This is a genomic window from Pectobacterium atrosepticum, assembly GCA_019056595.1.
Lineage (GTDB): Bacteria > Pseudomonadota > Gammaproteobacteria > Enterobacterales > Enterobacteriaceae > Pectobacterium > Pectobacterium atrosepticum.
The window spans coordinates 4,231,051-4,251,121 of the sequence record CP036163.1 but is presented as its reverse complement, the minus strand read 5'-3'; the positions used below and the strand labels follow the sequence as shown (position 1 = coordinate 4,251,121).

The 20,071-nt window shown below is 53.9% G+C and carries 15 protein-coding genes; 9 read left to right on the top strand and 6 right to left on the bottom strand.

All coding sequences use genetic code 11. The features are described 5' to 3' along the window. Positions 1 to 29: 29 nt before the first annotated feature. Together DCX48_19915 and DCX48_19910 are read right to left on the bottom strand one after the other, a co-directional pair. Complete coding sequence (locus DCX48_19915; GenBank protein QXE16579.1) at positions 30 to 1,319, bottom strand: uracil permease; 1,290 nt, start codon at positions 1,317 to 1,319, stop codon at positions 30 to 32. A gap of 216 nt (positions 1,320 to 1,535) precedes the next feature. Then, entirely contained in the window at positions 1,536 to 2,162 is a 627-nt protein-coding gene (locus DCX48_19910; protein ID QXE17325.1) for a uracil phosphoribosyltransferase, read from the bottom strand. A gap of 353 nt (positions 2,163 to 2,515) precedes the next feature. Between DCX48_19910 and DCX48_19905 the strand changes: the two genes are divergently transcribed. Next, a complete protein-coding gene (locus DCX48_19905) occupies positions 2,516 to 3,553 on the top strand; it encodes a phosphoribosylformylglycinamidine cyclo-ligase (GenBank protein QXE16578.1) in 1,038 nt (345 codons plus the stop codon). Further along, on the top strand, positions 3,553 to 4,188 hold the full coding sequence (locus DCX48_19900; GenBank protein QXE16577.1) for a phosphoribosylglycinamide formyltransferase: 636 nt from the start codon (positions 3,553 to 3,555) through the stop codon (positions 4,186 to 4,188). Before DCX48_19905 ends, DCX48_19900 begins: the two co-directional genes overlap by 1 nt. A gap of 216 nt (positions 4,189 to 4,404) precedes the next feature. Here DCX48_19900 and DCX48_19895 read toward each other — a convergent pair whose 3' ends face one another. Genes DCX48_19895 through hydN form a run of 4 tightly spaced genes read right to left on the bottom strand, consistent with a single transcriptional unit; the run spans position 4,405 to position 10,445 of the window. Continuing rightward, a complete protein-coding gene (locus tag DCX48_19895) occupies positions 4,405 to 5,427 on the bottom strand; it encodes a HoxN/HupN/NixA family nickel/cobalt transporter (GenBank protein QXE16576.1) in 1,023 nt (340 codons plus the stop codon). Next, the gene (gene hypF, locus DCX48_19890; GenBank protein QXE17324.1) at positions 5,393 to 7,669 is read right to left on the bottom strand and encodes a carbamoyltransferase HypF; all 2,277 of its coding nucleotides are present in this window, start codon (positions 7,667 to 7,669) and stop codon (positions 5,393 to 5,395) included. Before hypF ends, DCX48_19895 begins: the two co-directional genes overlap by 35 nt. 23 nt (positions 7,670 to 7,692) lie before the next feature. Beyond that, complete coding sequence (locus DCX48_19885) at positions 7,693 to 9,843, bottom strand: formate dehydrogenase subunit alpha (protein QXE16575.1); 2,151 nt, start codon at positions 9,841 to 9,843, stop codon at positions 7,693 to 7,695. A gap of 56 nt (positions 9,844 to 9,899) precedes the next feature. Beyond that, positions 9,900 to 10,445 (bottom strand): electron transport protein HydN, encoded by a 546-nt coding sequence (hydN, locus tag DCX48_19880; protein ID QXE17323.1) that lies wholly within the window; start codon positions 10,443 to 10,445, stop codon positions 9,900 to 9,902. Positions 10,446 to 10,986: 541 nt separating this feature from the next. On the opposite strand from hydN, the gene DCX48_19875 reads away from it, so the two are divergent. The 7 genes from DCX48_19875 to DCX48_19845 are packed head-to-tail and all read left to right on the top strand — an operon-like array spanning position 10,987 to position 20,066. Further along, complete coding sequence (locus DCX48_19875; protein QXE16574.1) at positions 10,987 to 11,607, top strand: 4Fe-4S dicluster domain-containing protein; 621 nt, start codon at positions 10,987 to 10,989, stop codon at positions 11,605 to 11,607. 2 nt (positions 11,608 to 11,609) lie between these two features. After that, positions 11,610 to 13,625, top strand: coding sequence for a hydrogenase 4 subunit B (hyfB, locus tag DCX48_19870; GenBank protein ID QXE16573.1), 2,016 nt, complete (start codon positions 11,610 to 11,612; stop codon positions 13,623 to 13,625). Positions 13,626 to 13,635: 10 nt separating this feature from the next. Continuing rightward, positions 13,636 to 14,586 (top strand): hydrogenase 3 membrane subunit, encoded by a 951-nt coding sequence (gene hycD, locus DCX48_19865; GenBank protein ID QXE16572.1) that lies wholly within the window; start codon positions 13,636 to 13,638, stop codon positions 14,584 to 14,586. 18 nt (positions 14,587 to 14,604) lie between these two features. Next, positions 14,605 to 16,062 (top strand): hydrogenase 4 subunit D, encoded by a 1,458-nt coding sequence (locus DCX48_19860; protein ID QXE17322.1) that lies wholly within the window; start codon positions 14,605 to 14,607, stop codon positions 16,060 to 16,062. 12 nt (positions 16,063 to 16,074) lie between these two features. Beyond that, on the top strand, positions 16,075 to 16,725 hold the full coding sequence (hyfE, locus tag DCX48_19855; protein QXE16571.1) for a hydrogenase 4 membrane subunit: 651 nt from the start codon (positions 16,075 to 16,077) through the stop codon (positions 16,723 to 16,725). A gap of 4 nt (positions 16,726 to 16,729) precedes the next feature. Next, positions 16,730 to 18,343 carry a hydrogenase 4 subunit F gene (locus tag DCX48_19850; protein QXE16570.1) on the top strand — a complete coding sequence of 538 codons (1,614 nt, stop codon included), beginning with the start codon at positions 16,730 to 16,732 and terminating at the stop codon, positions 18,341 to 18,343. Continuing rightward, the gene (locus DCX48_19845; GenBank protein ID QXE16569.1) at positions 18,330 to 20,066 is read left to right on the top strand and encodes a hydrogenase large subunit; all 1,737 of its coding nucleotides are present in this window, start codon (positions 18,330 to 18,332) and stop codon (positions 20,064 to 20,066) included. The genes DCX48_19850 and DCX48_19845 overlap by 14 nt, the downstream gene beginning before the upstream one ends. Positions 20,067 to 20,071 lie beyond the last annotated feature (5 nt).

Sequence of the window (20,071 nt, the reverse complement as noted above, 5' to 3'; positions counted from 1 at the left end):
GCACGGCCTCAACAGGGAGAATGACGCGGTTATGAACGCGCGTCGTTCTCTTCGGGCGCATCGAGGATCTCTTCCTCTTTGCGGAACAGGCTGATGACCTTAAACACCAGACTCATACCGATACCAACCACTGTCGCCAGCGCCATGCCTTTCAGCTCGGTCGAGCCAAGATGCACTTTCGCGCCGCTGACGCCGATGATCAGAATCACGGAGGTCAGGATCAGGTTTTGCGCTTTGTTGTAATCCACTTTGGATTCAATCAGCACGCGAATACCGGACGCACCGATCACGCCGTACAGCAGTAGCGACACGCCGCCCATGACAGGAACCGGTACAGCCTGAATCGCCGCGGCCAGTTTGCCCACGCAGGAAAGTAGAATCGCGAGGATTGCCGCACCGCCGATAACCCAGGTGCTGTACACTTTGGTAATAGCCAGCACGCCGATGTTTTCGCCGTAGGTCGTATTCGGTGTAGAGCCGAAGAAACCAGACAGCACGGTAGAAATTCCGTTGGCGAACAGGGAGCGATGCAGCCCCGGATCGCGCATCAGATCTTTCTTCACGATATTCGCCGTCACGACCAAGTGGCCCACGTGTTCCGCAATCACCACCAGCGCCGCAGGCAGAATAGCCAGAATGGCAAACCACTCAAAACGCGGCGTATAGAATGTCGGCATCGCGAACCAGTGCGCTTCACGAATTGGGGTCAAGTCAACCACACCAAACGCAAATGACAGCACATAGCCAGCCAGTACCCCAATCAGAATCGGGATGATCGCCAGAAAACCGCGAAACAGCACCGATCCCAGAATGGTGATCGCCAGCGTCGCCAGTGAAATCGTCACCGCAGTGGAATCGACCGATGCGCCATCGGCAGGCAACAGCCCAGCCATTCCTGCCGCGACACCTGCCAGCTCAAGGCCGATAACAGCGACAATCGCCCCCATCGCCGCAGGCGGAAACAGTACATTTAGCCAGCCAGTACCCGCTTTCTTAACAATCAGCGCTACCAGACAGAACAACACGCCACACATGATGAAACCACCGAGTGCGACTTCATATCCCAGCGGTAACAGCAGTAAAACGGGAGAAATGAACGCGAAGCTCGATCCCAAATACGCCGGGATTTTTCCCTTACAAATGAATAAATAAAGCAGCGTACCTACACCGTTGAATAACAGCACGGTTGCCGGGTTGATCTTGAACAGAATGGGTACCAGAACGGTAGCGCCAAACATCGCGAACAGATGCTGGAAACTCAACGGGATGGTTTGTAACAAGGGGGGTCGTTCACTCACCCCGATGGCGCGACGAGTCATCTTCAATATCCTCTGTAGTGTTGCTATTTATATGTGCAGGTAGACCCGCACTTCTTATAACAGCCAGACTCACCCCGCCCCACCGTAGTGAAGCAGAATATGTTGACTGCTGATGTAATAAAGAACCGCGTGTGACGTAATACAGGCTGTAGAGAACCATAGGAAATACGTAGGTTGGCGCCCAAAAAAAAGCCGACTATCAAGTCGGCTTACCTGTCATTTCGTACCAAATATTTTATCGCCCGCATCACCCAGCCCCGGCATGATGTAACCCTGCTCGTTGAGGCCTTTATCGATTGATGCCGTGTAAAGCTCGACATCCGGGTGGGCTTTCTCCAGTGCGGCAATCCCTTCCGGCGCCGCGACCAACACCAGTACCTTAATACTGTGACAACCTGCTTTTTTCAGCAGATCGATCGTCGCAATCATTGAACCACCAGTTGCCAGCATGGGGTCAACAACCAGCGCCATGCGCTCTTCGATATTGGAAACCAGCTTTTGGAAATAAGGAACAGGCTCCAGCGTTTCTTCATCACGGTAGATGCCGACAACGCTGATACGCGCGCTAGGGACATTTTCCAGCACGCCGTCCATCATCCCCAATCCTGCACGCAGAATCGGTACGACGGTAATTTTCTTGCCTTTGATCTGATCGACTTCAACCGGACCGCACCAACCATCAATGGTGACTTTTTCGGTTGCCAAGTCGGCCGTCGCTTCATAAGTCAGCAAACTTCCTACCTCGGAAGCCAGCTCACGAAAACGCTTAGTGCTAATATCGTTCTCACGCATCAAACCCAGTTTATGTTTGACTAGTGGGTGTTTCACCTCGACGATCTTCATCATTATCTCCCCATCGGCTAGTGGGCGGACAAAAACGCTAAACGCGTTTTTAAACACCGCTTGCGGCGGCCCGCAGAGCGGCGGGCATGAGAGCCCGTCGTAAAAAAAATCGCGAGATTATACCGCCTTTTTTACTTAGCGCCATACGATTAAGCCTGATCCAGATCAACCGAGAAGAGATATTGTCGCCATTAACGAAAAATAGCCAGCCGATGACTCATCACTCGCAAACGATTGCCTACACTGTTAGAATTAGCGCGCATTATTTTTACCACAGTATGTTTTCTCAATACCGTGTTTTCTGAATACCATCTTTTCTGAATACAACCTGTAACCTTCGTGGGGACTCAGCAGTGACCGACAAAACCTCTCTCAGCTATAAAGACGCAGGCGTGGATATCGATGCGGGTAATGCATTGGTAGACCGTATCAAAGGTGTAGTGAAACAGACCCGTCGCCCGGAAGTTATGGGTGGATTGGGTGGTTTCGGTGCCTTGTGCGCCTTACCGCAAAAATACCGCGAACCGATTCTGGTTTCCGGCACTGACGGAGTCGGCACCAAACTGCGCCTGGCGATGGACCTGAAGCGCCACGATACGATTGGTATCGATCTGGTTGCAATGTGCGTAAACGACCTGGTCGTTCAAGGTGCTGAACCGCTGTTCTTCCTCGACTATTACGCAACGGGCAAGCTGGATGTCGACACCGCTGCCAGCGTGATTACCGGTATCGCGGAAGGCTGTAAGCAATCAGGCTGTGCGCTGGTCGGTGGTGAAACTGCCGAAATGCCGGGGATGTATCACGGCGAAGACTACGATGTTGCCGGCTTCTGCGTCGGTGTCGTAGAAAAATCGGAAATCATCGACGGCAGCAAAGTTCAGCACGGTGATGTTCTGGTTGCCCTCGCCGCCAGCGGCCCGCACTCAAACGGCTATTCGCTGGTGCGTAAAGTGCTTGAAGTCAGCAAGACCGATCCAGAACAGTTCGAGCTGGAAGGCAAATCGCTGGCCGACCACCTGCTGGCACCGACTAAAATCTACGTGAAATCTGTCCTGTCCCTGATTGAGAAAGTGGATGTCCACGCGATTTCTCATCTGACCGGCGGCGGCTTCTGGGAAAATATCCCACGCGTGCTGCCAGAAGGTATGCAGGCGACTATTGACGAATCCAGCTGGCAATGGCCTGCGGTTTTCAACTGGCTGCAGCAGGCTGGTAATGTCAGCCGCCACGAAATGTATCGTACTTTCAACTGCGGTGTTGGTATGATCATCGTACTGCCAGCCGAACAGGCAGACGAGGCCGTTGCATTACTCAATAGCAGCGGCGAAAACGCATGGAAAATCGGCGTCATTACGCAAACCGATGCCGGAGACGCAGTGGTTATTAACTGATGAAAAACATCGTTGTCTTGGTTTCAGGTCATGGAAGCAACTTACAGGCGTTGATTGACGCCTGTAAGAACGGACGCCTTAAAGGAAAGATCGTCGCCGTATTCAGTAACAATGCGGAGGCTTATGGGTTAGTACGTGCACAGGATGCCGCGATCCCTACATGCGTCCTGAATCCTGAAGACTTTGCCGACCGCGCAGCATTTGATGCTGCACTGGCAAACGAAATTGAGCAATATGAACCGGCGCTGGTGGTCTTAGCGGGCTATATGCGAATCCTCAGCCCGGAATTTGTCGCTCAATTTGCAGGCAAAATGCTGAATATCCACCCTTCCTTGCTGCCGAAATATCCCGGACTACATACGCATCGTAAGGCGCTGGAAAATGGCGATAGGGAACACGGTACGTCCGTACATTTTGTCACCGATGAACTGGATGGCGGCCCGTCAGTTCTGCAAGCGAAGGTACCTGTATTTAGTGACGACACGGAAGAAAGCCTGAGCGAACGCGTTAAGACGCACGAGCACACGATTTATCCGATGGTCATTAACTGGTTCCTGAACGGAAGACTGGTGATGCGTGATAATGAAGCCTGGCTGGATAGCGTGCGTATTCCTCCACAGGGTTATGCCGCCTAGTAGGCCACAAGCACGTCACCTCAGTAAGGCTCTCCTGTAGAGCCTTACAACTTCTGTCTTTCTCTTACCAAAAAATTCCCGCAGCTAAATCAGCTTCCACTGCTCGGTAACAGCAACCTGCAAGCAATGAACGCAGAAATGCTGTTACCGTTAAAATCCGATCGGGTCATTCTGCCGCAACTGGCAAAAAACGCGACCCACGCAGAACAAGCAATATTAGCTTACCACCAATGAATCATAGTCTTTCCAGCGATAAATCAGCATTGATATGCACCAGAAGACAACAAATATACCAATCACGATAAAGCCAGCATTGCCAAGGCTATCATTGAGGCCACTGACCACAGACCATGCCCCGCCTTGCAAATCAAACTTGTCCACTAGCAGCCCCAGAGCCTCAATACCGCCAATAAATAGAGCCACTACCACCGAAGCGCCAGTGATGGTCATGTTGTAATACAGTTTGCGCTGTGGCTTGTTAAATGCCCAGCCATATGCCCCTACCATCAGGATATTGTCCAGAGTATCGACCAGCGCCATACCGCTAGCGAATAAGGCTGGAAAGATGAGAATTGACCAGATGGATACACCGAGAGAAGCACTGGCAGCGGAGATACCCAGTACGCCAATTTCCGTTGCGGTATCGAAGCCCAACCCAAACAAAAAACCGACCAGATACATATGCCAGCTTTTATCGACCATCCGAAAGGTGGAGCGGAAAAGCCAACTCATCATCCCGCCAGAAGCGCCCATCTCATCACGGTTTTGCAGCGGTTCACCACGTTTTAAGGCCCGAAAATTTCGCCAGACGCCGCGCAAAATAACCAGATTCACCAGCGCCATCGCCAACAGGAAAAAGGCAGAAACCGATGTTCCGATAATGCCGCCAACATCGTGGAACCACGCGATATCTTTCTGAAACGCCGCCGCTGTCGCCGCAATCGCTACTGTAGCCAAGATCACAATCGTTGAATGCCCGAGTGAAAACCAGGCACCTACCCCTAACGGACGCTGTCCCTGCTGCATCATTTTACGGGTGACGATATCAATCGCGGCAATATGGTCGGCATCCACCGCGTGCCGCAAACCGTAAGACCAAGCCAGCAAACAGGCCGCTATCAGTGCACCATTATTCTGGAACACAACCAGTGCCCAACACCATGAAACAAGATTTGCCGACAACAGCAATATTAACAGCATCGCGCTACGGGGATGGTTGCGCAGAACGGGAAGTAACATCAAGTTTATCCTTTATAGTCGATTGTAACTGTGCGGCGGCTATCACCGCCTGCCCCAAAGAAATTGAACCATCGCCAGCAGGCAGTCGCGTAGGTAACAGCACGTTAAGGCCATCAAGACGAGACACCAGCCGTTGACATAACAGCTTGTTGTGGAACACACCGCCAGCGCAGGCGACGGTACCGATATTCAGTCGTTGTGCATGATGCCGGACCAGAGAAGCCAGCCCGGCTGCCAGCACGTCATGGAAAGCCCATGCTCTGGCTTCTGGCTCCGCACGCCAGTTCAACCACTGCCGCCAGAAGGTCACCATATCCAGTTGACCCGCAACGCAGGGCAGCGTCACCGGATGATCAACCCCGCCACACCGCGTAGCCATTGCCTCCAGCCGGCCAGCCGCCTCTCCCTCATAGTGTTGAACCTCGGCCGTACATCCCAGCGCTGCTGCCGCAGCATCAAAAAGCCGCCCAGCGGACGATGCAGTAGGAGAATTGATCCCCCGAGCGATCGCTTTGGCCAGAGGCCCCCAAGGATGACGGCGAACGCTATCCGTTTCCGGTAGAGTCTCCCAGTCAGGAACGAAAGCCAGGCAGTGCGCCAGCAAATTGCGCCACGGCTGCCGTGCAGCCAGATCGCCCCCCGGCAGAGCGACCGACGGTAACCCGCCCAATCTCTCGCAGACGCGGTAATCCACCTTCAGACACTCTCCGCCCCAAAGCTGCCCTTCAGCCCCCATTCCCACGCCATCCAGCGCCAGACCAATAACGGCTCCGCCGTCCAACGGCCAACCGTGTTCAGCCAGACAGGCAGCAATGTGGGCGTGGTGATGCAAAACGTAGTGGCACGGCAACCCCATCTGCTGCCCCAATCGGAGAGAGTGATAACCGGGGTGGGCATCCACCACGACCTGCTGAGGAGTGAAGTCATAAACCCGGCACATCAGATCAAACGCACGGTGCCACTGCGATTCAACGCCATCGTCGCTTAAATCGCCCAAATGCTGGCTCAATACCGCACTCTCGCCACGCACCAGACAGAACGTGTTTTTCAGGTCCGCACCCAAACACACCATAGGCGGGATATTCTTGAAGCCAGAAGGCAAGGAGATCGCATCGGGTACGAACCCTCTGGCCCGTCGTATCATCATGCCGCGCGTATCCAGCAGCGAATCGTCCATGCGCTGCGTAATATCGCGGTTGTGCATTAGCCAACCGTCGGCAATACCAGCCAGTTCACTCAACGCCTGTTCATTGGTTAGCGCCGGAGGACGCCCACTGAGGTTTCCAGACGTCATCACCAACGGACGTCCGATATCCTGCATCAGCAGATGCTGTAATGGGTTAGATGGCAACATAACCCCCACGTCATTCAGGTCAGGGGCGATGTCTTTGCTAAGGAAGCCCATTATCTGCTTGTCTACCAGAACAATTGGCGCTGCCGGGCTGCTCAACCGCGCTGCCGTCAACTCGGGCAGGCCGCTGGCATTCTCCACCATCACTGCTAGCGGTTTCGCTGGACGGTGTTTACGCAAACGTAACAACCGGACAGCCTCATCGTTTTGGGCATCACAGGCCAAATGAAAGCCGCCAATCCCCTTGATCGCAACAATTCCCCCCGCCTTCAACATTGCTACCGCAGCCTGAAGGGCCGCTTCACCCTCGCAGCGCCGATCAACCGTCTGCCAAAAGACATGAGGGCCGCAATCCGGACAGGCCACTGGCTGAGCGTGAAAACGCCGATCTCGGGGATTACGGTATTCCGACTCACAGGCTGGACAAAGCGGAAACGCCGCCATCACCGTCAACGGACGGTCATAGGGCATAGCATGAATAATGGTAAAACGCGGCCCGCAGTGAGTGCAGTTAATGAAGGGATAGCGATAGCGCCGCTGCGCCAAATCGTTCATTTCAGCGAGACAAAATGGGCAGGTGGCGGCATCCGGTGCTATCTGGGTATTCATGGTGCCGCCATGACTGGGGCGAATGGTAAAATCCGTCGGTAACGTTTTCCAGCACATGACAGACTGCTCCAGCGCATCAATACGCGCCAGCGGCGGACACTGTGTATGAAGCGCATGGATAAACGCCTGCGGTGCCGATATCAGGCGAATCTGCACGCCAGCGCCATCATTACAGACATCGCCATACAGATGCATCTGTTTCGCCAGTTGCCAGACCCAGGGGCGAAAGCCAACCCCCTGAACCTTGCCCCGAATACTCAGCACCACGCCCGTGTTATCCATTGCGCCCCGCATGTCCCCTTGCCTCAATGCGCCACGGCTGCGCGCAGGCGTGCTTTCATATCGTTATAGGATGTACTGGCAAAGTCTTCCGCCCAGCGTTGATCCTCAATAACATCAACCTTCGCCGCGCAGTACTTGGTTTCCGGTGTTTTGGATATCGGATCCAGATTGTCCTGAGTCAATTCATTACAGGCACCGATCCACCACTGGTAGGTCATGTAGATAGTGCCTTTATTGATGCGCTCGCTGATATCAGCACGACTAATCACTTTACCGCGGCGTGAACTGACCCAGACCAGATTTCTATCCTTAATCCCCAGTCGATTTGCATCTTGCGGGTGCATCTGCACACGCCCCGGCTCATCTGCCAGCGCCTGTAGCGCAGCACAATTACCCGTCATGGAACGGCAGGAGTAATGCCCGACCTCACGAACGGTACACAACACCAGCGGGTACGCTTCATCCGGCACTTCCGCTGGCGCACGCCACTGCGTGGCAAACAGTTTGCCTTTGCCGTTCGGTGTATCAAAGTGGCTATCCTGATACAGATAGGGTGTCCCTGGGTGATCCAATGTCGGACACGGCCACTGAATATGGCCCATATCGCCCATTTTTTCGTAGGTGACGCCATAGAACAACGAGCAAAGGCTACGCATTTCGTCCCAGATTTGCTGGTTATCAGCATAATGCATCGGGTAGCCCATTTCGCTGGCGATCAGGCTGATAATCTCCCAGTCGCGTTTTACATTGCCTTTCGGTTCAATCGCTTTTTCAAAACGTTGGAAACCACGATCCGCACAGGTAAATACGCCGCCGTGTTCACCCCAAGAGGTAGCTGGCAGCAGCACGTCAGCCACTTCAGCAGTTTTGGTCATGAAGATGTCCTGAACTACCAGAAAATCCAGCGCTTCGACCCCTCTACGGACCAGACTGAGATCGGCCTCGGTCTGTAACGGATCTTCTCCCATGATGTAGTAGGCTTTGATTTTTCCTTCCAGCGCCATATGCGGCACTTCGGTGATGCGGGTTCCGATGTTTTCATCCATCACAGCCGGTGAAATTCCCCAGGCATCGGCAAACTTCGCGCGGACATCGGGATCCGTTACAGACTGGTAGCCGGGGAACATGTTCGGCAGCACCCCCATATCGCAGGCCCCCTGTACATTGTTCTGGCCTCTAATCGGGCCGACTCCCACATTTTCACGGCCCAAATTACCGGTCAACAGCGCCAACCCCGCCAGCCCACGCACAACGTCAACAGCCTGACCGAACTGGGTGACACCCATTCCCCACATAATGGTCGCTGATGGCGCCGCCGCGAAGGTTCTCATTGCTTGGCGCACATCCGCCGCCGGTACACCGGTGAGATGTTCGACTGCTTCCGGCGCATAGTCCTTGACGATTTCACGGTAGGTGTCTAGCCCCTCAGTAAAGCGGTCAACATAGTGCTGGTTGTAGAGTTTCTCTTCCAGTAGGACATAGCCGAACGCATTCACCAACGCCATGTTGCTACCGTTGTTCAACTGGAGGTGCTGATCGGCAATACGCGCAGCCTCAATACGGCGCGGGTCGCAAACGATGATTTTGGCGCCATTCTGATGAGCCTTCACCACGCGACGGGCTACAATCGGATGCGAGTCCGCACTGTTGTAACCAAAGATCAGCAGACATTTAGAATTTTCGATATCGCTGATGGAGTTACTCATCGCGCCATTACCCAGCACTTCCTGAAGCCCCGCCACGGAAGGGCCGTGACAAACGCGTGCGCAGCAGTCCACATTATTGGTGTTGAGCACCGCACGGGCAAATTTCTGCATCACGTAGTTTGTTTCATTACCCGTCCCGCGTGATGACCCCGTGGTCATAATGGAGCGCGGGCCATATTTCGCTTTAATCTCGCTAAAACGTTGTGCGGTATAGCGGATAGCTTCGTCCCAGGAAACGGGAGTGAGTCTCCCCCCTTTCTCATAGCGGATCATGGGCTGCGTCAGGCGGGGAGTCAGCAGTTGGGTATCATTGAGAAAATCCCACCCGTAATACCCTTTCAGGCACAGTTCATTCTGGTTCGTGACGCCGTCAGCCGCTTCAGCTCGGATAATTTTGTTGTCTTCAACAACAAGTTTGAGTTTGCAACCCGCACCGCAGTACGGACATACGCTAGTGATCTTTTTCATTAATAACAGGCCTGTTAAAAGTGAAAGAATTCGGGCCTGACCGAAGTCAGGTATCGTCAGAAATTCAGGATTTCAATCGAATTGAGCGCGGCACGGCGACGTTTTTCGACGTTCATGTATTCCAGCTTATCCCTGTCAATACTGACAATTGCGTTGGTCGGACAGACGTTGATACATGCTGGGCCTTCCGCATGGCCATCACAAAGGTCACATTTGTTGGCTTCCACCTTGTATGACAGGAAGGGTTCACCGGTGATCCTTTTCTTCATCACCGGGCGGGAAACCACTTCCATGACACCGTAGGGGCAGGCAACAACACAGGTTTTACAACCGATGCAGCGCGCCTGCTGGACATGTATGAAATCTTTTTCACGAGTAATCGCCCCATTCGGACAGACATTGGCACAGGGAGCATCTTCGCACTGCCGGCACATGACGGCCGTTGAGACATTCGCCCCTTTGATGACGTGAATGCGGGGTAAAAAGTTTTCCTGCGTCAGGGAGGCACAATCCTGCGCTTCCTGATGCGACACGACACAGGCCACTTCGCAAGTGCGACAGCCTATACATTTGCTCGAATCAACAATGACAAAACGGTTCATCATATTCTCCGACTACGAGGTTATTTTTTTAATCGTACTTAGTCAGGTATACATAAAACGTGCCAATTTATAATTATTTGTTTTTAATTGGTTTTTTTAAATAATCTTGTCAGGAAAAGCGATCTCGACACTTATGACGATGCGACCTGCAAGAATACAAGCAAAGAATAGGCTCCTGATTCATCCTGACCAATATCCATATTCTTTATGTGATTATTCATAATCCGGGTGTGAAAACGTTGACGCTTGTCAGGCTGATTTTATTTATCTTCACATTTTTGCAGAGTTTTTCTGTACTTCCCTGCCATAGGGAAACCACGCCACGGTTTTGCCACGCCATCAGCAATCGCCCCTCCCTTTTCACTGTCATACGCGTAGACAAAAGTGACGATATTCAAGGTATGACGTTCGACACTCGCGGCACCTCCCTTCCTAAAAAAACATAAGTCGTTGAATTAAAGCAAAATAAAATAATGGTACGAATTATGCTTATGGTACAGGTGATAATTTATTTTCCGTCGTCTGAACCTGAGGACTGAACATGAACCGCTTTGTTATTGCGGACCCCGAACTGTGTATCGGGTGTAATACCTGCATGGCCGGATGTACGTCAGTACATAAAGCACAGGGGTTACAGGGACTACCCCGGCTAACCGTGGTGAAAACCGAGGATAAAACCGCCCCGTTAATGTGCCGCCAGTGCGAAGATGCCCCCTGCGCCCGCGTCTGTCCGGTCAATGCTATTACGCATGAAAATGCCGCCATCGTGCTGAATGAAAGTCTGTGCATCGGCTGTAAACTCTGCGGGCTGGTTTGCCCTTTCGGCGCAATTACCCCGTCCGGCAGCACGCCGGTTAATACCCCAGCGCTGCTACAAAACATGATTCCCGAAGCGCTGCTGCGTGACGTTCCCGGTAGCGCGCCCGGAGCTAACCCTTTTATCGCCTGGAACGCCGGTATTCGCGCCATCGCGGTGAAATGCGATCTGTGTGATTTTCAAGATACGGGTCCTGAATGTATCCGGGTCTGTCCGACCAAATCCATCTCTCTGGTGGATAGCCAATCCATCAGTACCAACAGCCAGTCCAGACGTTTGAAAACCCTGCTGTCATCCTTTCATGAACAGGGTTTCATGTCCGTGCAACAGGAAGGGGACGAATAATCATGGATTCACTTCAGTTGCTTCAGTGGTCAGCGATCTGTTACCTCGCAGGCGCCGTGTTATCTCTGCTCATGGCGCGTAAAGAAAACGCGTCAATCATCATCGCCGCCATTACCGCCATCTGCGGTGGCGTACTGGGATTATGCAGCGCCGTGCCCGTATTGTTGAGCGGGCAGATTCAGCTATACGCTACGCAGGGCCTATTTCACTTTGCTGCCTTTACTGTGCGTCTCGATATGTTGGCCGCCTTTATGGTGACGGTCATCTCGCTGCTGGTCACAGTCTGCTCGCTCTACTCCATCGCCTATGTCCGTGAATATATAGGACGAGGCGCCGGCAGTATGGGGGGCTTTATGAATCTGTTTATCGCTTCCATGGTGGGTCTGGTCGTGATGGATAATGCGTTCTACTTCATCATCCTGTTTGAAGCCATGTCGCTAGCCTCCTGGTTTCTGGTTATTTCTGAACAGGATCGTGAATCCGTCAGCGCAGGCCTGCTCTACTTCTTTATCGCCCATGCCGGATCGGTGCTGATCATGATCGCGTTCTTCCTGATGTGGAGAGAAAGCGGCAGCCTGGATTTTGCGGCATTCCGCCGATTATCGCTCTCCCCAGTGCTGTCTTCGGTCGTCTTCCTGCTGGCCTTTTTCGGTTTCGGTGCCAAAGCGGGCATGCTGCCATTGCACAGTTGGCTACCGCGCGCCCATCCCGCGGCGCCGTCTCACGCCTCTGCGTTGATGTCCGGCGTCATGGTGAAAATAGGTATCTTCGGCATCATCAAAGTGGGTATCGATCTGCTGGCGGCGCCACAGCTGTGGTGGGGGATTGTGGTACTGGCGTTCGGATCCATTTCCGCCGTACTGGGTGTGTTGTATGCGCTGGCAGAACACGATATTAAGCGCCTGCTGGCCTGGCATACCGTCGAAAACGTCGGGATCATTTTGATGGGTGTTGGCGTAGGGATGGTTGGCATCGCCACTCAGCATCAGGTATTAGCGACGCTCGGCTTGCTGGGGGCGCTCTATCACCTGCTGAATCACGCTGTGTTTAAAGGGCTGCTGTTTTTAGGCGCGGGTGCCGTCATCTACCGCCTGCATACCCGTGATATGGAAAAAATGGGCGGCCTCGGCAAACTCATGCCCAAAACCGCATTGGCCTTTCTGATTGGCTGCATGTCCATCTCCGCCCTGCCGCCGCTCAATGGCCTTATCAGTGAATGGTACACCTACCAGTCACTGTTCAGCATGAGCCACGACGGCAATGTTCTCATGCGCCTCAGTGCACCCGTAGCCATTGTGATGCTGGCCATCACGGGGGCATTAGCCGCGATGTGCTTCGTCAAAGTCTATGGCGTCAGTTTTTGCGGCGCGCCACGTAGCGAGGAAGCCAGTCAGGCCCGAGAAGTACCGTGGCAAATGACGTTATCCATGTTGCTGCTAGCACTGTGCTGCGTAGCGCTAGGCCTTGGTGCAAGCAAGGTAGCGCCCATTATTGCTCAGGTTGCGATGTCGCTGAGCGGTGCTCAGGACGTGGCAGTCGCTCAGGGAAACTTGCTGATTCCGGCTCAGGCCGAGCAGGCGATGTTCTCCCCTGCGCTCGTCTTTATCCTGCTCATCGCGTTGCCGGTGCTGCCGCTGTTGATCTGGTTATTCCTGAAAGGTAATCGTCCCGCGTTTCGCCGCCATGGTGACCCATGGGCGTGTGGTTACGCCTGGGAACCGCAGATGGCCGTCTCGGCCAGCGGCTTTACGCAACCGCTGCGCGCGATGTTCGGCGGGCTCTATCGCATGCGCCAGCGGCTTAATCCAGCTCCTCAGCTATCCAGAGCGCTACAAGGCATCACTCAGGGAGCCACCATCATCGAACCGTTCTGGGATGAAAAAATTATTTACCCGTTGGTGCGTCTGGTACGGCGTATCGGTGCACAGCTACAGCGGTTACAGGGCGGCGACTTCCGCCTCTACTGTCTGTACGTGGTTGCGGCACTGACCGTACTGCTGTTGATTGTCGCGGTGTGAGGGAAAGATCATGACGATGCAAGAAACTCCGTCGCTAATGATGGGTATCTTTGCGCTGATACAGGCAGGGATCCTTTTGTTACTGACACCTTTATTTACCGGTATTTCCCGCCAGATCCGCGCCCGCATGCACTCACGCCGTGGGCCGGGCATCTGGCAAGACTACCGCGATATAGTCAAACTGCTCGGACGTCAGGACGTCGCTCCGGCGCAATCCGGCATAATCTTTCGCGCAATGCCCTGGGTGTTACTGGGCAGCATGTTACTGATTGCAATGACGCTACCAGTATTGACCCGCACGTCACCCTTTGGCGGTGCGGGTGACATCATCACCCTACTGTATCTGTTTGCGCTGTTCCGTTTCTTCTTCTCCCTATCCGGTCTCGACACTGGCAGCACCTTCGCGGGTATCGGTGCCAGTCGTGAACTGACGCTAGGCGTGTTGGTTGAACCGACACTCATTCTTGGCCTGTTGGTTGTCGCCCTAATAGCGGGTTCCACAAACATCGGGACTATCAGCGCCACGCTGACGGACGCTTGGGTCTCACCGACGGCAACGCTGCTGGCACTGCTGGCCTGCGGCTTCGCCAGTTTTATCGAGATGGGAAAAATCCCGTTTGACGTGGCAGAGGCGGAGCAGGAATTGCAGGAAGGGCCGCTGACCGAATATTCCGGCTGCGCTCTGGCGCTGGTGAAGTGGGGCATTGGCCTGAAGCAGGTGGTGGTTGCCGCACTGTTTCTGGCTGTGTTTATGCCATTCGGTAAAGCGTCGGAGATCACCGCAGGCTCCCTGCTGCTAGCGCTTGTCCTGATGCTGATCAAACTGCTGGTGATTTTTGTACTGGCGTCGCTATTTGAAAACAGTCTGGCCCGCGGACGCTTCCTGCTGACCCACCGGGTCACCTGGGTAGGATTTGGCGTTGCCACACTGTCATTTGTGTTTTATCTGACTGGTCTGTAAGGAGTCTGAAAAATCATGATGGAAAGTTCATCCTTTATGACCAATACGGCCCTCGCAACGTTGTTACTGCCATTTATTGGCGCGTTGCTGACGGCATGTTCGCCGAAGCGCAACGCGAAATGGCTTTGCACAGGGTTCGCTTTGCTGGCGACGCTTGGCACGCTGGTGCTGGGCTGGGGCTTTCTGGCACACGGGAAAGTAGCCGTCACGCTTCCCCTTCTGAACTATGGCAACGTGGCGCTGTTTGGTTTTACGGTCGATCGCATCAGTACGCTGATCGTTTTTGCCGTCGTCTTCCTCGGCCTACTGGTCAGCCTCTATTCAATCGGCTATCTGAATACAGGCAACCGCGAACATCCGCATGAGGGGACCAACCGCTATTATGCTTTCCTGCTGATCTTCATTGGTGCCATGGTTGGGCTGGTCATGTCTTCCACGATCCTCGGCCAGTTATTATTTTTTGAAATAACGGGTGGCTGCTCGTGGGCGCTGATTGGCTACTATCAGACGGCGAAGTCACAGCGCTCAGCGTTGAAAGCGTTGCTGATAACCCACGTCGCCTCTCTGGGCCTGTTTATTGCTGCCGCCATGCTATTTATCTCAACGGGTACGTTTGCGTTGAGTGCCTTGTCCCAGCTTAGCGGCACCCCAGCGCTGCTGGTGTTCGGCGGTATTCTGTTCGCGGCCTGGGGCAAATCGGCCCAGTTGCCGTTACAGGCGTGGCTACCGGATGCCATGGAAGCACCGACGCCAGTCAGTGCCTATCTGCACGCCGCCTCAATGGTGAAAGTCGGGGTATATATCTATGCCCGCGCGATTGTTGAATCTGGGCATATCCCGCTGGTGATTGGCTGGGTAGGCATTGGCATGGCCACGTTGACTATCGTCTACGGTTTCCTGATGTACCTGCCGCAGAAAGATATGAAACGCCTGTTAGCGTGGTCCACCATCACCCAGTTGGGTTACATCTTCCTTGCTTTGTCCATCGCCATTTTTGGCTCCCGTGAAGCCTTTGAGGGTGGGATTGCCTACATTTTCAACCACGCCTTTGCGAAGAGCCTGTTCTTCCTGGTGGCCGGTTCCCTCAGCTACTGTTGCGGCACCCGCCTGTTACCGCGTTTACGCGGCGTGATCAACAAAATGCCCATCGTGGGTATCGGTTTCTGTATCGCGGCACTGGCTATCGCTGGCGTTCCGCCGCTTAACGGCTTTTTCAGCAAATTCCCCATCTTTGCAGCAGGGTTCGCCATGTCTCACGAATTCTGGGTAATGACGCCGCTGATGGTGTTGGTGCTGATCGAGTCTGTCGCCAGCTTCGCCTGGCTTATCTACTGGTTCGGCCAGGTTGTCCCCGGAGAACCGAGTGAAGAACTGGTTCAGGCTTCACCGCTGCCTATAACGATGCGACTGGTACTGTTGGTACTGATCGTGATGTCGTTCTGTTCCAGCGTCATTGCCGTAATCTGGCTTGGATAAGGGAGATTGATTATGACCGGTTCACTTATCGTCAATAATCTGGCGGGGCTGATGATGTTCACCTCGCTGATGGTCATCGGCGTAAAACGTCCTACGGCATCCTGTTGGCTATATTCACTTCAGGCGCTGATACTGGTACTGCTGTTTTTAACGCTGTCTTATACGCTGGACGCCCACGAATTGAGGACATGGGCAATTAGCGCCTTTTTTACGAAGGTTGTACTCGTCCCCGCCATCCTGTATTTCGCGTTTCGCACCATGCGCGATCCCGCCCACGAAGGCAGTGTGATAAGCCTTCCGGTACTGATGATCCTCGCCGCCGCCATCGTCATCCTGTGTTGGTTTGTCGCAGAACCCGTTCAGCTACCGCTGCTTGCGACGCTAAAACCGGCGCTGGCGGTTTCGCTCGGCCATTTTATGGTGGGCCTGCTCTGCATCGTCACACAGCGCAACATCCTTAAACAGGTATTTGGCTATTGCCTGATGGAGAACGGCTCGCATCTCACTCTGGCTCTGCTGGCGAGTAAGGCACCAGAGCTAGTGGAAATTGGTATCGCCACTGACGCAATCTTTGCCGTCATCATCATGACGATACTGGCCCGTAAGATCTGGCGCACTCTCAATACGCTGAGTGTCGACCAACTGACCGCGCTGAAGGGGTAATAGGATGAGCGATACATCCGTACTTTTATTGCTGCTGCTAACACCACTCGGGATCTCCGTGCTGAATTTTAGCTGCCATCTGGCGGGATCTGCCGCACGAAGATTGGTCACAACACTGCATGCTATCGGGATTGCGGCGCTGTTAGTGGAATCGCTGTGGGTGGTTTCCCTGATTTATTATCACGGTGACATTCTGGCTGCGCACAAATGGTTGCATATGGATGCCCTGAGCCTCCTGTTTTTGGCCATTCTCGGTATAGTCAGCTTTATTACAGGGCTGTACTCCATCGGATATATGCGCCATGAAGTGGACGATGGCGAGGTGTCCGTTTCTGGGTTGTGCAACTATTACGGCTTCTTCCATCTGTTCGTATTCACCATGTTGCTGACCATCACCAGTAATAATCTGATTATGATGTGGGCTGCGGTTGAGGCCACCACGTTAAGTTCCGCCTTTCTGGTCGGTACCTACAATCAGCGTTCCTCTCTAGAAGCCGCGTGGAAATACATTATCATCTGTTCCGTCGGTGTCGCGTTTGGCCTGTTCGGTACTATTCTAGTCTACGCCAACGCCACCAACATTCTGGCCAACCCAGACGACGCCATTTTCTGGACCGATGTTCTGCAACATGCCGCCCTATTGGATCCGGTATTGATGCAATTGGCGTTCGTGTTTGTTCTGATTGGCTTTGGTACTAAAGCAGGCCTGTTTCCTATGCACGCCTGGTTGCCGGATGCGCACAGCGAAGCGCCAAGTCCGGTTAGCGCCCTGCTATCTGCGGTGCTGCTGAACTGCGCATTACTGATCATTCTCCGCTACAACATCATTATTAACGGCACCATCGGCAGCCGCTTTACCAGCACACTGCTTATCGTTTTCGGCCTGCTTTCCATTGCAGTCGCGGCATTCTTTATTCTGGTACAAACCGACATAAAACGTCTGCTGGCCTACTCCTCGGTAGAGAATATGGGGCTTATCGCCGTGGCATTGGGGATTGGCGGTCCGCTGGGCGTGCTGGCTGCGATGCTTCATACCCTAAACCACAGTTTGGGCAAAACCCTGCTGTTCTGCTGTTCCGGTAATGTCCTGCTGAAATACGGCACGCGTGATATTACCGTCGTCAAAGGCATGCTGAACGTCGTGCCCTTCTCAGCCGTGCTGATGACTGGCGGTGCGCTGGCGCTGGGTGGAATGCCCCCTTTCAACATATTCCTGAGCGAATTCATGACCGTGGTCGCGGCGCTGAGCGCCGATCATTTCTGGCTGACCCTCGTTCTACTGTTGTTGTTAACGCTGGTGATGGGAGGACTGGTACGCATGATCTCGGCCATCATTTTTGGTTCCGCGCCGCAGCAGGTCAGCCGAGGTGAACTCGGACTTCTCACCACCTTGCCCATGGCGATCCTGTTAGTGCTCATGCTGATCATGGGAACCTACATTCCACATCCGGTAGTACAGATGCTCGAAAACGCGGCCAGCGTCGTGCTGCAACGCGACAGCCGTGCCGTACAGCCGCATTACACCTGGCCCTGGGCAAGTGGTTCCGATAATACCGTGAGTACCGCTGGCCGCCGTGCTGTTAATACCTCATCAGGAGAGAAAAGTGACTTACGATAATCACGTCAGGGCCATTCAGAGCGACCAAAAACTGGGGGGGAACTACCTGGCGCAAATTCGCCAAAAATTCCCGGCGGCGGTACTCGATGAGGAGTGGCAAACTCACGATCAACTGACTATTACGATAAAAACCGAGTCGCTGCCAGACGTTGTAGAGTTTATTTATTACCCGTTAGGCGGCTGGCTGCCGGTGCTGTTTGGCAACGACGAACGAACGTTAAACGGTAATTATGCGGTCTATTATGCACTCTCCATGGAACAGGGGGAGAAGTGCTGGATCGTGGTTAAGGCGTATGTGGATCCCCTGACGCTGGAATTCCCCTCCGTCACACCGCGAGTTCCCGCCGCCGTCTGGGGGGAGCGCGAAATTCGAGACATGTACGGCCTGATACCCGTAGGGCTACCGGATGAGCGCCGTCTGGTGCTGCCGGATGACTGGCCCGACGATCTCTACCCGCTGCGTAAAGACACCATGGACTATCGACTACGCCCAGAGCCAACGACTCAAACTGAAACCTATCAGTTTAAAAACGAAGGCGGCAGCGAGGCACGGATCGTCCCCGTCGGTCCGCTGCACATTACCTCCGATGAACCGGGCCACTTCCGCCTCTTTGTTGACGGAGAACGTATTGTCGATGCGGACTACCGCCTATTCTATGTCCACCGCGGCATGGAAAAACTGGCGGAAACCCGCATGGGCTATAACGAAGTGACTTTCCTGTCTGATCGGGTATGTGGGATCTGTGGTTTCGCGCACAGCGTGGCTTATACCTCCTCGGTGGAGAACGCTCTGGGCATCTACGTGCCACCGCGCGCTCACGCTATCCGCAGTATATTGCTGGAAGTGGAGCGCCTGCACAGCCACCTGCTCAATATCGGGTTGTCCAGCCACTTTATTGGCTTCGATACTGGGTTTATGCAGTTCTTCCGAGTCAGAGAGAAATCCATGGCACTGGCGGAGTTGCTAACTGGCGCGCGGAAAACCTACGGACTCAATTTGATCGGCGGTATCCGCCGTGACATCCTGAAAGAACAGCGCCAGAAAGGGATAAAACTGGTCCAGGAAATGCGGGCCGAAGTGACCCAACTGGTCGATATGCTGCTCAACACACCCAATATGGAGCAACGTACCCAAGGCATCGGCCTGCTGGATCGTAAGATCGCGCGTGACTACAGCCCGGTTGGCCCGATGATTCGCGGCAGTGGTTTTGCCCGCGATATGCGTTTCGACCATGATTACGCAGGCTACAGCGCACTGCCGAAAACGCTGTTCACACTGGACGGCTGCGATGTGTTCTCCCGCGTAATGGTACGGGTGCAAGAGACGCTGGAATCTTTGTCCATGGTGGAGTTCGGTCTGGATCACCTGCCGGAAGGTCCCCTGTTAACCGAAGGATTTACCTACCGACCGTATAAGTTCGCACTGGGCTATACCGAAGCCCCACGCGGAGAAGACGTTCACTGGAGCATGCTAGGCGACAACCAGAAACTGTTCCGCTGGCGCTGCCGCGCGGCAACTTACGCCAACTGGCCGGTACTGCGCTATATGCTGCGCGGTAACACCATATCCGATGCGCCGCTTATTATCGGTAGTCTCGATCCCTGCTATTCATGCACCGACCGCGTTACGCTGGTGGACATTAAAAAACGCAAATCCACTACGGTGCCTTACAAAGAGATCGAGCGTTACAGCATTGAGCGTAAGAATTCGCCGCTGAAATGAGGGAT

Excerpts from the sequence above, each read along its gene's own strand:
- hycD (QXE16572.1), top strand. The coding sequence starts at position 13,636 with ATGACGATGCAAGAAACTCCGTCGCTAATGATGGGTATCTTTGCGCTG.
- DCX48_19885 (QXE16575.1), bottom strand. The coding sequence starts at position 9,843 with ATGAAAAAGATCACTAGCGTATGTCCGTACTGCGGTGCGGGTTGCAAA.
- DCX48_19860 (QXE17322.1), top strand. The coding sequence starts at position 14,605 with ATGGAAAGTTCATCCTTTATGACCAATACGGCCCTCGCAACGTTGTTA.
- DCX48_19875 (QXE16574.1), top strand. The coding sequence starts at position 10,987 with ATGAACCGCTTTGTTATTGCGGACCCCGAACTGTGTATCGGGTGTAAT.
- DCX48_19910 (QXE17325.1), bottom strand. The coding sequence starts at position 2,162 with ATGAAGATCGTCGAGGTGAAACACCCACTAGTCAAACATAAACTGGGT.
- hyfB (QXE16573.1), top strand. The coding sequence starts at position 11,610 with ATGGATTCACTTCAGTTGCTTCAGTGGTCAGCGATCTGTTACCTCGCA.
- hypF (QXE17324.1), bottom strand. The coding sequence starts at position 7,669 with ATGGATAACACGGGCGTGGTGCTGAGTATTCGGGGCAAGGTTCAGGGG.
- DCX48_19895 (QXE16576.1), bottom strand. The coding sequence starts at position 5,427 with ATGTTACTTCCCGTTCTGCGCAACCATCCCCGTAGCGCGATGCTGTTA.
- hyfE (QXE16571.1), top strand. The coding sequence starts at position 16,075 with ATGACCGGTTCACTTATCGTCAATAATCTGGCGGGGCTGATGATGTTC.
- hydN (QXE17323.1), bottom strand. The coding sequence starts at position 10,445 with ATGAACCGTTTTGTCATTGTTGATTCGAGCAAATGTATAGGCTGTCGC.
- DCX48_19850 (QXE16570.1), top strand. The coding sequence starts at position 16,730 with ATGAGCGATACATCCGTACTTTTATTGCTGCTGCTAACACCACTCGGG.
- DCX48_19915 (QXE16579.1), bottom strand. The coding sequence starts at position 1,319 with ATGACTCGTCGCGCCATCGGGGTGAGTGAACGACCCCCCTTGTTACAA.
- DCX48_19900 (QXE16577.1), top strand. The coding sequence starts at position 3,553 with ATGAAAAACATCGTTGTCTTGGTTTCAGGTCATGGAAGCAACTTACAG.